Annotated in this window: 11 protein-coding genes; 10 read left to right on the top strand and 1 reads right to left on the bottom strand. The window is 41.6% G+C overall.

Annotated features, from left to right (window positions below):
- Positions 1-114: 114 nt before the first annotated feature.
- Complete coding sequence (locus KHB02_RS28050; protein WP_213148360.1) at positions 115-1,464, bottom strand: sigma-54 interaction domain-containing protein; 1,350 nt, start codon at positions 1,462-1,464, stop codon at positions 115-117.
- A 342-nt stretch (positions 1,465-1,806) separates the two neighbouring features.
- Here KHB02_RS28050 and KHB02_RS28045 point away from each other — a divergent pair, with 342 nt between their 5' ends.
- From KHB02_RS28045 to KHB02_RS28000, 10 genes are all read left to right on the top strand, one after another.
- Complete coding sequence (locus KHB02_RS28045; protein WP_213148359.1) at positions 1,807-2,892, top strand: aromatic ring-hydroxylating oxygenase subunit alpha; 1,086 nt, start codon at positions 1,807-1,809, stop codon at positions 2,890-2,892.
- The gene (locus KHB02_RS28040; RefSeq protein ID WP_213148358.1) at positions 2,889-4,340 is read left to right on the top strand and encodes an aldehyde dehydrogenase family protein; all 1,452 of its coding nucleotides are present in this window, start codon (positions 2,889-2,891) and stop codon (positions 4,338-4,340) included. Before KHB02_RS28045 ends, KHB02_RS28040 begins: the two co-directional genes overlap by 4 nt.
- The gene (locus KHB02_RS28035) at positions 4,340-5,428 is read left to right on the top strand and encodes a tartrate dehydrogenase (protein WP_277398406.1); all 1,089 of its coding nucleotides are present in this window, start codon (positions 4,340-4,342) and stop codon (positions 5,426-5,428) included. Before KHB02_RS28040 ends, KHB02_RS28035 begins: the two co-directional genes overlap by 1 nt.
- A gap of 153 nt (positions 5,429-5,581) precedes the next feature.
- Positions 5,582-7,123 carry a BCCT family transporter gene (locus tag KHB02_RS28030; RefSeq protein ID WP_213148357.1) on the top strand — a complete coding sequence of 514 codons (1,542 nt, stop codon included), beginning with the start codon at positions 5,582-5,584 and terminating at the stop codon, positions 7,121-7,123.
- 187 nt (positions 7,124-7,310) lie between these two features.
- Positions 7,311-7,499 carry a DUF3311 domain-containing protein gene (locus tag KHB02_RS28025; protein WP_213148356.1) on the top strand — a complete coding sequence of 63 codons (189 nt, stop codon included), beginning with the start codon at positions 7,311-7,313 and terminating at the stop codon, positions 7,497-7,499.
- Positions 7,496-8,971, top strand: a complete 1,476-nt coding sequence (locus KHB02_RS28020; protein ID WP_213148355.1) for a sodium:solute symporter family protein — start codon at positions 7,496-7,498, stop codon at positions 8,969-8,971. Before KHB02_RS28025 ends, KHB02_RS28020 begins: the two co-directional genes overlap by 4 nt.
- Positions 8,972-9,001: 30 nt before the next feature.
- Positions 9,002-10,729 (top strand): CocE/NonD family hydrolase, encoded by a 1,728-nt coding sequence (locus KHB02_RS28015; RefSeq protein ID WP_213148354.1) that lies wholly within the window; start codon positions 9,002-9,004, stop codon positions 10,727-10,729.
- Positions 10,730-10,914: 185 nt separating this feature from the next.
- Positions 10,915-11,709: a 5'-methylthioadenosine/S-adenosylhomocysteine nucleosidase gene (locus tag KHB02_RS28010; RefSeq protein WP_241114153.1), complete on the top strand. Its 795-nt coding sequence runs from the start codon at positions 10,915-10,917 to the stop codon at positions 11,707-11,709.
- Positions 11,710-11,841: 132 nt separating this feature from the next.
- Positions 11,842-12,798 (top strand): AAA family ATPase, encoded by a 957-nt coding sequence (locus tag KHB02_RS28005; protein ID WP_213148353.1) that lies wholly within the window; start codon positions 11,842-11,844, stop codon positions 12,796-12,798.
- Between the two features lies 1 nt (position 12,799).
- Positions 12,800-13,519, top strand: a 720-nt coding sequence (locus KHB02_RS28000; RefSeq protein WP_241114152.1) for a DUF58 domain-containing protein, incomplete at its 3' end; no start/stop codon positions are given.

The following is a 13,519-nucleotide window of genomic DNA, read 5'->3' as shown; positions in this document are numbered from 1 at the left end:
TTGCCATAGAAAAAGCCCCCAATAAAGTAAACAGATTTTTATTATTTCATCTGTCTACCTTATTGGGAGCATATCAAACTCCCGCAACCTTTTTTTGAATAAATCTTCTATCAATTACTCTTCAACTTCCCCGCAATACTGGCTGATTAGCTTTACAGCCCGGGTCTGGCTGATATTTAAATCCTTTGCTACTTTTCTCGAACTCTTATGTTTTTTATACGACTGGACAATTAACGTACTCTTTACATGCTCAATGGCATCGTCAAGTTTTGCGGGAAGGCTGTACTGAGTTTGCGGCTGGATGTTTTGCGAAATGAGCTCAGGCAGGTCATACCTCTGGATGGTAGAGTCGCTGGTGACAACGAGCCTTTCCATTACATTTTCAAGCTGGCGGATGTTTCCCGGCCATGAGTATGCATAAAAGATATCCATGCAATCTTGAGAGATAATTTTATTCATCTCATATTTTTTATTAAATTTATATAAAAAATTATAGGTCAGGGGAATAATGTCTTCTCTGCGCTCCCTCAGCGGCGGCAGGTGAATATCGATGATATTTAAACGGTAAAATAAATCCTCGCGAAAATCTTTCTTCTCCACCATTTCAACTAAATCTCGGTTTGTAGCTGCGATGATCCGGACATCCACTTTTTTCATTTCGTAACCGCCAATCGGCAGATATTGTTTTTCCTGGATAACCTGCAATAATTTTGCTTGCAGCGACAAAGGAAGCTCACCAATTTCGTCCAGAAACAATGTCCCTTGATCAGCTATCTCCAGTAATCCCTTTTTACCATGCTTGCTGGCACCGGTAAATGCTCCTTCGGCATAACCGAAAAGCTCTGATTCGAGCAGGTCTTCAGGCAGGGCTGCACAGTTAAGCTTTAGAAATGTTTTGTTTTTCCGCTTGCTTATATCATGAATGTACTGAGCCAGCACGCCTTTTCCTGTTCCTGATTCCCCCTGAATTAATATGGTTGAATCTACTTTCGCAATTTTTTCACAGACCTTCAGAATGTCCTTCATCTTTTGACAATTCGTGATTGGAGTGGAGTGAGGAGATTCCGCTGGATGATTTTCTCTTTCTTTTTTAATCTGCTTAAACGTTTGCATCTCTTGTGAGGTAGTAACAATCAGTTCAATTTCATTATCCTCGTTTAATATCGGAACCGCCGTCGTTAATAGCTCAGCCCCAATATAGGTGGACTGCCGGATGGTAACTGGCCTTTTTTCCTTAAAAACCAAAGGTATAATCGAGGGCTTCCAATACCCCATTTCAAGTAATTCCGCATTTTGTTTTCCGACCACATCCTCTGGCTTTAAACCGTAATGCTTTTCGCAAACACTATTAACAAAAATAATCCTTTGATCCCGGTCAATAACAAATATCTCATCAGAGGAATGGTCTAAGATCTTTCTTAATGTTTCACCTGTTATTTCGGGTATTTGGATATTTTCTAACATAGGAGGACAGCCCCTTATTAAATTTGAGTTGAAAATAATTCAAATGAGTTGGAAACAACTCGATTTCCGGCTACTAAGTGAACGAAAATTGACACTTTTCCTAATTATAATGCATTTTTAATAATTGGCACGATACTTGCATTAAGAAAAGATAAGTGATTTAAATCACACTAATACAATTTAACAAAATATTCGTTCCTTTGTAAACGGTTTATTCTGCCTTCACCCGTTTTTGGGGAACAAGTAAGATGAATTGTTTCTGACTCAATCTAGTAATCTAGAAGATTCATAGCAATTTATCTTGTTAATAAAAAATTTTAAGAATAAAAGGAGAGAATTAGTATGGCTACTTATAATCCAGTCGTAAACAAGTCGAACAAAGTCTATGAAAGAACATTAACTTATGATTTATACACAGACCCAAAGGTGTATCAGCAGGAAATGAATGATGTGTTCGCTAAGTCATGGCAGTTAGTCGGTCATGTAAGCCAAGTTGAGAAAGTCGGCCAGTTCTTTACCTGTGAAGTTGCAGGCGAGCCAATTCTTGTTACCCGCGGCAAAGACGAAGTGATTCGTGCATTCTACAATGTCTGCCCGCACCGTGCAACAAAACTTGAAAAAGAAGACGCTGGAACCAAGAAAATTTTTGCCTGCGGCTACCACGGCTGGACCTTCCATTTAGATGGACAGTTGAATAAGGCACCAAACTTCACTGGCGAAGATGCCCATTGTGTCAGCGACCGCTGCTTACGATCTGTAAGAATGGAAATTGGAGAGGGACTCATTTTCGTTAATCTTGATGATCATGCTGCACCTTTAGCTGAAGTGTACGGCGATTTCTTCGATCGTCTAGCAAAGTTCCCATTCTTAGGCGAACTTAAGAGAATTAACCAAAAAACACGTGTGATTAAAGCAAACTGGAAGGCGTTTATCGATAACTATTTAGAGTGTGACCATTGCCATGTTGCACATCCTAGCTTTGTAGCAACACTTGATATGAAAAACTATCAAATTGTTACTTGCCAAAACTATTCCGTTCAAGCATCAGTGGTTAAACCGGATAAAACAATGGGATCAACTGACTTAAATGAAGCAGAATTCCAAGGCGGGGAGTTCTACTGGTTATGGCCAAACCTAATGGTAACGATCTATCCAGGACCTGCCAATATGGCAACCATTCAAATGGTTCCGATTGACCATGAAACAACTTTAGGAGTATACACTTACTATTTCAGGGATGAGAATTTATCCCAAGAAGAACAGGACCTTGTCACATTTGCCGAGCAAGTAAGACAAGAAGATGTGGAGTTAGTAGAGTTGGAGCAGATTGGATTCCGTTCCCGTGCCTTTAACCAAGGAGTTTATTCTTCCTCAGAAAAGGCAATCGTACAATTCCACGACATGGTATTGGAGGCATTAGGGCGATGAGTAAGGTGGCAGCAGCTGAGAAAAAGCATTTGTTTATTAATGGAGCAGACGTAGAGGCGGCAAAATATGCCCCTCTTTACTCCCCATATTCTGGAGAGCTGATTGCTGAGATTGCAATGGCAGATGAAAAACTGACAAAGGACGCCATAAAATCAGCTCAAGCTGGATTCCAAGTAATTTCCAAAATGCCGTCCTATCAACGGGCAGCCATTTTGGAAAATGTAGTAAAACTCTTGGAAGAAAGGTTAGACCAAGCGGCGGAAGTTATTTCAAGAGAGTCTGCTAAGCCGATTTCTTTTGCAAGAGGAGAGGTTTCAAGAACAATCGAAACCTATAAATTCGCGGCGGAAGAGGCAAAAAGAATTCATGGGGAAACCCTTCCTTTTGATGCTTCTCCTGGAGGAGTAGGAAGAATCGGTTATACTCTCCGCAAGCCGATTGGGGTGATCGGTGCGATTACGCCGTTCAACTTCCCTATGAATCTAGTGGCCCATAAGGTAGGACCAGCGATAGCATCAGGCAATTCCATCGTATTAAAGCCGGCTTCGCAAACACCATTATCCGCTCTTTACATTGCAGAGCTTTTCAAAGAGGCAGGTCTACCGGACGGTGTATTAAATGTGGTAACAGGTTCTGGTTCGGTTGTAGGGGAAGAAATCATCCGCGATGACAGAGTAGCGATGATTACATTTACCGGCAGCCCGGCAGTTGGAATTGCGATTCGCAACAAGGCGGGATTGAAAAGAACGACTTTAGAACTGGGCTCTAATGCGGCAGTTATTTTAGATAAAGATACAAATATTGATCAAATCATCGACCGCTGTGTGATGGGGGCTTTCTCCAACCAAGGCCAAGTATGCATTTCTTTGCAGCGCGTGTATGCCCATGAAGATGTGTATGATCAATTTGTTGAAAAGTTTGCGGCGGCGGCAAAACTATTAAAAATAGGTGACCCGTTAAACCCTGATACGTATATATCAGCGTTAATTTCCAAAAAAGAAACAGAGCGCGCGGCAGTCTGGATTGAAGAAGCGAAGCAAAATGGCGCAGAGATAGTAGCTGGCGGTAAGCTTACAGAAGATGGGGTTTTAGAGCCGACTATTATAACCAATGTTGACCCGAAACAAAAGGTGTCTTGCCAGGAAGTATTTGCTCCGGTTGTGATTGTGAATAAGGTAAGTTCCGTTGAAGAAGCAATTGAATATGTAAATGATTCAAGATACGGGCTCCAGGCTGGGGTTTATACAAAAAATGTTGATCAGGCTTTGCTTGCAAGCGAAACGCTAGAAGTCGGGGCGGTGATGATCAACGACATTCCTACTTTCAGGGTAGACCATATGCCATATGGCGGCGTGAAGGAAAGCGGAACTGGACGCGAAGGAATCAAATATGCAGTTGAGGAAATGACAGAATTGAAATTAGTTGTTTGGAACCGAGGAGACAAATAATGAGCACATATAAAATTGCTGTAATACCCGGGGATGGAATCGGCCCCGAGGTATTGCAGGAAGGAATAAAGGTTTTAAATAAAATTGCAGAGTTAGATGGCAGCCTAAGGTTCGAGTACACCTATTTTCCATGGGGCTGTGAGTACTATTCTAAACACGGTGTCATGATGGATGAGGATGGAATCGAAAAGCTCAAGGGCTTTGACGCCATTTTTCTAGGTGCAGTCGGATTTCCGGGTGTACCTGACCATATTTCCTTATGGGACTTGTTGTTGAAAATCAGAAAAAGCTTTGACCAATACATCAATATCCGTCCCATTAAGTTAATCAATGGCGCACCATGTCCATTGAAAGATATTAATCGGAAAGATGTGGACATGCTGTTTATCCGTGAAAACAGTGAAGGGGAGTATGCCGGAGCTGGTGAGTGGTTATTTAAGGGCCAAGAAAATGAAGTCGTGCTGCAAACCGGAGTGTTTTCCCGCAAAGGCACTGAACGGGTGATCCGCTACGCTTTTGAAACAGCAAGAAAAGAAGGCAAATCTCTGACTAGTATCAGTAAGGGTAATGCCTTAAACTATTCAATGGTTTTCTGGGATCAAGTATTTGAGGAAGTCAGCAAAGACTACCCGGATGTGAAAACGGCCTCCTATCTCGTTGATGCAGCTGCGATGCTGATGATAACCGACCCGAAACGGTTTGAAGTAGTGGTTACTTCAAATTTATTTGGTGATATTTTAACAGATTTAGGTGCCGCTTTAGCTGGAGGAATTGGACTGGCTGCCGGTGCGAACATCAATCCTGAAAGAAACTTCCCATCGATGTTTGAACCGATTCATGGCTCTGCGCCGGATATTGCAGGTCTTGGTTTAGCTAACCCGTTGGCAACGATATGGTCCGCAAGTCAGCTGTTGGATCACCTTGGATATGAAAACTATGGAAAGCTAGTTCTAGATGCCATCGAGGAGCTGCTAGTGGAAGGTAAGATTCTAACACCAGATATGAAGGGTACCTCTTCTACATCTGAGGTAGGAGACCGAGTGGAAGGTATTGTCAGATCTCTCGCAGCATCTAAAGTGTTAAAATAATGTTTGATCGGCGGTCTATGAGGAGAAATTCCTCCATAGACTGCTATATTATTTTTGATTATAAATAATTTTCTTTATTTTTATACAACTTTTGGAAATCGCTTACAAGTAATTAAGAGGAAAAAATTGAAATTTACTGATAAGGGTGATTAGATGAATAGCAAGAAAGCTGTTTTTCATATTTCATTAGTTCTAAGTCTGTTGCTGATCAGTGTCGGTATTTTTGCTCCGAAGCAACTGGAGAATTTCTCAAATTCATCACTAGGCTTTATTTATAACAACTTAGGTTGGTTTATTCTTGGAAGTGTGTTTGTTTTCTTTGCCTTTTGTATGTATATTGCCATATCAAAATTTGGCCATATCCGTTTAGGCGATGATTCCGACCGTCCGGAATATAAAACAGCTACATGGATTGCCATGCTTTTCAGCGCGTCGATTGGCATCAGCCTTGTCTTTTGGGGCGTGGCAGAACCTGTCTCCTATTATATTGACCCTCCTTTTGGGAAGGCAAATTCTGAGCAGTCAGCAAAGCTTGCGATGCAAATTGTATATCTGCATTGGGGAGTTTCCGCGTGGGCATGCTATGCTGTTGTTGGTGTTTCTTTAGCATTTTTCCAGTTTAGAAAGAAGTTGCCATCATCATTAAGTTCTGTTTTTTATCCATTAGTTGGTGACAAGATTAAAGGTTCTTTTGGAAAATTTATTGATATCATAGTTATTTTATCCATTGTTATTGGAATTGCTACTTCCCTTGGTTTTGGAACATTGCAAGTAAACAGCGGTATGAATTATCTTTGGGGTATTCCAGTAGGTTTTTATATTCAGGTTATCATCATTGCTATTACAACGATTCTTTATCTTTCATCATCGGTTTCTGGATTGCAGGCCGGTATTAAACACTTGTCCAATCTTAATATGCTGCTAGCATTCGCTTTATTAGGATTTATGTTGATTCTTGGACCTACACAGTCCATTTTTAAAATCTTTTTACAAGGAATTGGCGATTATGCCCAAAACTTTATCGGCATGTCCTTTCGCATGGAGCCGTATAATGCGGGGAAAGGTGAATGGATTGGTAGTTGGACGCTGTTCTATTTTGGCTGGTGGATTGCCTGGGCTCCGCTTGTAGGAAGCTTTGTAGCGAGGATTTCAAAAGGAAGAACCATTAAAGAATTTATGATGGGTGCTGTCTTTATTCCGGTTCTCGGTTCCTTTTTGTGGTTTGCTGTTATGGGAGGTTCGGCACTCGACCTAATTCAAAATCACGGTAAAACAGCAATTGCTGAAGCTGTTTCTTCAGATGTAACATCTGCCTTATTTAAGTTTTTTGATTTCTTCCCAATGAGCACGTTCTTATCTGTCTTGGCAATGGTACTCGTGATTATTTTCTTTATTACATCTGCGGATTCTGCTATTTTTGTATTGGGAATGATCAGTGAAAACGGTAATCCAAATCCTACTCAAATTACTAAAATCATTTGGGGTGTCGTCATTGCTGCGGTTTCTGCTGTTCTAATTTTAACTGGCGGCTTAAAGGGACTGCAATCTGCGCTTGTCGCAACATCCATCCCGCTTGCCATACTAATGTTGGTTATGTGTTATTCAACCTTCAAAGGGCTCAAAGCTGAACTAGTTCAGATATCAAGCAACAAAACAGCTAAAAATACGGAAACTCTTGAAAAGAAAGCATTATAAAGGAACTTATATCAACCTCTCCTAATCATAAACTGATTCATACTAGGAGAGGTATAGTTTCTCAAAGTATCTATTTAGTTTTCTGACTATTATCAATATTCTATATTATATTTCGGATATCAACTTCTACGAACTATTGTTATGCAGCAAAACAATCACCACTCTATTTAGGAAGGAATTTTACCCCATGAAGAAATGGATTGCTATATTAACCATCATTCCCGCTATCGGCTCACTAACTGTCATCAATCGAATTGAACCTTATGTACTTGGCCTTCCGTTTATTGTATTCTGGTCGGCTTTATGGCTGGTGTTAACTTCTGTCTGCCTATATATCTGTAATGCTATCTATGATAAACAGGAGGAAAATCAATGAATAGCTCGATTCTAATTATTGGATTAACCCTATTTGCAGCTATATACTTGGGAATTCGTGCGCGTAAAGGGCAAGAAATGAAGCTTGAGCAGTGGGCGGTTGCGGAGAGAAATTTCGGTTCTCTCATCATGTTCGTATTAATGGCTGGTGAAATGTTTTCCACCTTTGTGTTCCTGGGTGCCAGTGGTGGCGCATATCGAATGGGAGGTCCTACCATCTACATTTTTTGTGCGTTGACCTATGTGATTCCATTTTGGATCTTGCCACCTATTTGGCGTTATGCAAAAAAGCATAATTTGCTGACACAATCCGACTTTTTTGCGAAGAAATATAACAGTAAATCCTTAGGGTTGCTTGTTGCTGTAATTGGTGTTATATCCATGATCCCTTATATTGTTTTGCAATTAAAGGGTTTTCAGATTATTGTGTCCGAGGCATCCTACGGAATGATTCCGCCGAAAATTGCCGTTTGGGTTGGAATGATTATTGTAACGATTTTTGTATATATTTCAGGTATTCACGGGTCAGCTTGGACAGCAGTTTTAAAAGACCTGCTTATGCTTGTAGTTATTTTGTTTTTAGGTATTTATTTGCCAATCCATTATTATGGCGGCATTCAGCCAATGTTCGAGACATTGGAACAAGCTAAACCAGGATTCCTGTTAATGCCTGATCAAGGTTTGAGTATTTCTTGGTATGTCTCCATCTGTCTAACCATTGCATTGGGGCAGTATATGTGGCCGCATTGCTTTGGAGCTAGTTTATCTTCCAAGAGTGAATCTGCTTTAAGGAAAAACACGGCCATTTTGCCTTTATATCAAATCATTCTCGTGTTTATCTTATTTATCGGCTTTACTGCGGTGTTACAGTTACCTAACTTGGAAGGAACGGCATCCGACCTCGCTTTATTTAAGATTGCAAAAGCCTCATTGCCGCCATGGTTTATCGGTGTCGTTGGTTCAGCTGGGTTATTGGCAGCCCTTGTTCCTTGTTCCTTATTAATCCTTACAGCTGCTACGACCTTATCAAAAAATGTTTATAAAGCTATTAAGCCAGAAACATCTGACAAAAAGCTTGCTCAATTAACGAAAATCTTTGTGCCGATCATTTCATTAGTATCGTTATATTTTACCTTTTTCGGCGGAAATACAATGATTGCTCTATTGACAATGGCTTATAGTTTTGTGCTGCAGCTATTCCCGCCATTAGCATTTAGCTTGATGAAGCGCAATCCTGTTAGTAAAATGGGTGCTTCTGTCGGCATGGTTGTAGGTGTCGCCTTGGTTGCGTACTTTACCATCACAGACAAAACGATGGCAAGTTTTTTCCCGCACGCACCGCACTTGATCCAAGATCTGGATATTGGAGTAGTGGCAATTGCCATTAACACATTTATCATGCTTGCCATTAGTGTCTTCACAAGTAGGGTAATGGCTATGCAAAAGCCATTAATAAACAATATCAACTCCTAAATATAGGATTGAAAAAGGAGAAATACCCGAATGGCAGTCAATCAAATATTAGTTGAAAAAAATGTCCCCTGTACGTTAAGAGATGGCACCATTTTATATGCTGATGTTTACCGGCCAAACGATGGGAATCAATATCCTGTTTTACTTACACGTCTGCCCTATAACAAAAATGAACGGTATTATTCTCATCGTTATTTGGACACGCACCGTTTGGTGGAAAATGGCTATGTAGTGATTATTCAGGATGTAAGAGGACGATTTTCTTCGGAAGGGAACTTTTATCCTTTTAAACACGAAGGAAATGATGGCTATGATGCGGTTGAATGGGCAGCGGGACTGCCATATTCTGATGGAAACGTCGGAATGTTTGGTTTGTCGTATTACGGTTATACACAATTGCTTGCTGCATCCGAAAATCCCCCCCATTTAAAAGCTATCTTTCCGGCACAAACTTTAAGTGATATCAGAGAGGGCGGCTTTTTTCGAAATGGGGTTTATGAGTTAGGCCTGAATGTTTCATGGGCACTTGAGTCTATTGCTGGCGATGAGCTTAAACGAAAATATATGAACCTAGCAGAATATGAAGAAAAGATGCGGGAATTGGCCGGGTATATCGACACGGTTGAAAATTGGTATACAGCTGCACCGTTGAAGGAATGGCCGCCGTTAAAAAGTTTGGACATATTAAGCTATTTTTTCGAAATGGCTGAATGGAAGCCTGACGATGATGGTTGGAAACAAGTTTCATTGACGGAAGAAAAATTGAAGAAAATAAACGTGCCGGCTTACCATCTTGCTGGCTGGTACGATTGTTTCTTAGGACCTTCAATTGCTAACTTTGTAAAGTTGAAACAGACCTCAAATCAAACGCAAATGTTAATGATTGGCCCATGGGCCCACGGGAACTTCGGTTTTTCCATCGGGGAACGCAGATTTGGGCTGCATGCTTCAGAAAACTGGATTAACTACAAAGAAGACCTAACAAATCTTCACCTTCGCTGGTTTGATCAGTGGTTAAAAGGGGTCGATACGGGCCTTCTTTCTGAGAAACCAGTTAAGATTTTTGTGATGGGAGAAAATGTGTGGCGTGAAGAAGAGATCTGGCCATTACCTGATACCACGCATATTCCTTACTATTTTCATAGTGAAGGTGTTGCCAATACTAGATTTGGTAATGGGCAGCTTACTACCGAACCTCCCGAAAGCGAACCCTTTGACCAATTTGTTTTCAATCCCAAACACCCTGTCCCGACAACAGGGGGCGGAACGTTACTTCACACGGGGGCATTAACTGGGCCTCTTGATCAGCGTGCAGTTGAAGAACGGGAAGATGTCCTTGTTTTTACTAGTCCAGTTTTAGAGGATGAGCTAGAGGTCACAGGACCAATTAAAGTGGTTTTATATGCTAAAACGGATGGGGTTGATACCGATTTCACCGCCAAATTAGTGGATGTACTGCCTAACGGGACCGCCTACAATTTAACGGATGGAATCGTCCGGGCTAGCGATGTTTACAAGCGGATTGGTAATGAGGTAAAAGCATATGAGATTGACCTGTGGGCAACGAGTAATGTTTTTAAGCCTGGACATCGAATCAGGGTTGAAGTTTCTTCAAGCAATTTCCCTAGATTTGATGTAAATATGAATAATGGTGGAACAATGCTGACAGATCTGGAATCAAGACCTGCCATGCAAATAATTTATCACGAGGAAGACTATCCATCCCATGTAATACTTCCGGTTATTCGCCGAAAGTAAAAGTTGAGCATTCTTGTTATGAATCTGCCTGAACAAATATATTTCGGCTAAATCAGAGACTACTTCCTGATAATAAGGAGGTAGTCTTTTTGTTATTTTTTGAAGGATTTTATGAAAGGGAGATGCCAATCATGATTGCTAAGAAAATAATCCCGGCGGCCTTAATAGTCTTAAGCTTCTTTTTAATGTTTAAAATAGAGGTACACGCAAAATCAGCACAAAGGCCGATCGTTATCCAAGGGGCCATGCCGGTCGAGGTTGACAAGTTAATTCAGGGATTAAAAAAAGTTAAAAAAGAAAAGTATGGATCGTTTGTTTTTTACAAAGGCGAAATCAACCGCTATCCGGTTATCGTTTCAAAAACAGGAAAAGGAATGGAAAATGCCGCGGCGGCTACGGCCATTGCCATCGTCAAATATCACCCGATTGCTATTATTAATCAAGGTACATCAGGCGGCCATGTTCCCAATATACATGTATTTGATATTGTTGTCGGTAAAAGAGTGACCAATATCGGCTCGTTTAAAACAGAAATAAGAGGGAAAAATCAAGGGATTACCCCGACTAGGTGGATGCCTATGGACTTAACCGCTTCAGAGGAAAGTGAAGAAGAGGTGAAGGCGGGGCAAATCCGCTACTTCGAAGGGGATCAAGCATTGCTTGCTGATGCTATGAAAATAACGGACCAGTATCACAAAGGAAAAGTTGTCGAAGGTACGATCGGTTCAGCGGATGTATGGAATAACGAAGTGGACCGAATCAATTGGCTGAACAGCCTATTCAGTACCTTTGTGGAAGAAATGGAAGCAGCATCATCCGCCCAAGTTGCAGAAAGCTTCCAAGTACCGTTCTTGGGAATTCGAATTGTCTCTAATAACATTGTAAACGGTGAAAAATACAACCCCAATACAGAAACAGCAGGGCAGAGTTATGTGTATAAACTTGTTAAAACGTACATTTATAATTTAACAAAAAAGTAAGAAACATTTCCTCCTTATCATCAGTCTAATAGTTGAAATATCTGTGTCTTTTTCACAGGAATTTTTCGGAGAAAAATCGAATACATAGATAGAATGTAATTATTTGGTTTTTTGAATGAGGAGGAGTCAACCTTGGCCCATGAACAATGGAATCCCACAATAGATAAAATTCTCGCGAACATTGAAAAGGTTATGATTGGAAAAAGAAATGTCGCGGAACTAAGCCTTGTCGCGCTGCTGGCAGGAGGCCATGTTCTGCTTGAAGACGTGCCGGGTGTCGGAAAAACGATGATGGTCCGTGCCTTAGCTAAATCAGTTAATGCTAACTTTCGGAGAATTCAGTTCACCCCGGACCTGCTGCCATCAGATGTAACCGGGGTGTCCATTTATAACCCAAAGGAAATGGAGTTTCAATTTCGCCCTGGCCCGCTGATGGGTAATATTATCCTCGCGGATGAGATTAACCGGACTTCGCCGAAGACGCAGTCGGCACTACTTGAAGGCATGGAGGAAGCGAGTGTCACGATTGACGGAGTGACCCACAAACTCCAAAAACCGTTTTTCGTCATGGCGACGCAAAACCCGATTGAATATGAAGGTACATATCCGCTTCCGGAAGCACAGCTCGACCGCTTTTTATTAAAAATGAAGATGGGCTACCCGGACATCCAGGAAGAAATCGAGGTATTGAACCGGGCTCAAAAGGTGCCGCCAATCGAGGACCTTCAGCCTGTTATTGATCTGGAGGGCCTGCGGGCGCTACAACAAGAGGTCAAAGAGGTTTTTGTCGATGATACGATCAAGCGTTATATCGTGGATATCGTTAACCGGACAAGGGGGTATGGAAGTGTATACCTCGGCGCAAGCCCAAGGGGATCCATTGCTCTGATGAAAGCTGCGCAAGCCTATGCCTTTATTTTTGGACGTGACTATGTGCTGCCGGATGATATTCAATATTTAGCGCCATACGTCCTGTCGCACCGGATTATTTTAAAGTCGGAAGCTAAATTTGAAGGGATCACCTCGGAGGAAGTAGTGAACCGTGTAGTTAACAGAGTTCCCGTTCCTGTCCAAAGGCTTGTGAAGTAAAATGAAAAAACTATGGAAATTCACTAAAAGGGCTTGGAAGTTTATCCTGTTATTTTTCTTGATCTTCCTGACCTTCTCCTATGCAATGTTCCAAGGGGGATTTGTCAGCTGGTTTCTGTTTTACAGCTTCCTGCCGTTTGCGATTTATTGCGTTGCACTTTCCTTCTATTCTTTGAACGAACTGGAAGTCAAAAGGATTCTGCCCAAAACGGATTACAATGCCGGGGAGCCGTTAAAAGTAACCGTCCAGATAAAAAGGTCGAAAGGCTTTCCGTTATTTTATTTAATCGTCCAAGATAACCTGGACCAATCATTAGAATATGCCGATAAAGCCAGCTCCCCGAAGGCCATTCTGTTTCCCGGTTTTAAAAAAGAGTTTACCTATGAATATATCATCGATAAATTGCCGCGCGGCGAGCATTTTTTTCAAACCTTTACCCTTAGGGCCGGCGACCCGCTCGGCTTATTTGAAAAGGAAAAAACACGCCCAGCTGAAGGGAAAATCATTGTCTATCCGGCCTATACCGAGCTCCTTTACCGTCCCTTTGAGCATCAGTATGACCAAGGTTTGACGGCATCCCGCGAACGGGTCCAGCGCGATACGACCATGGCGGTCGGCGTCAGGGACTACCAGCCGGGCGACCGATTTTCCTGGATTAACTGGAAGGCAACTGCCAAGCGGAATGAGATTATGACAAAAGAGTTTGAACAGCGGCAGTCT

It is taken from the genome of Neobacillus citreus (assembly GCF_018343545.2).
Classification (GTDB): domain Bacteria; phylum Bacillota; class Bacilli; order Bacillales; family Cytobacillaceae; genus Neobacillus; species Neobacillus citreus.
Note: the sequence above shows the minus strand (reverse complement) of the source record. Positions and strands in the feature narration are given on the sequence as shown.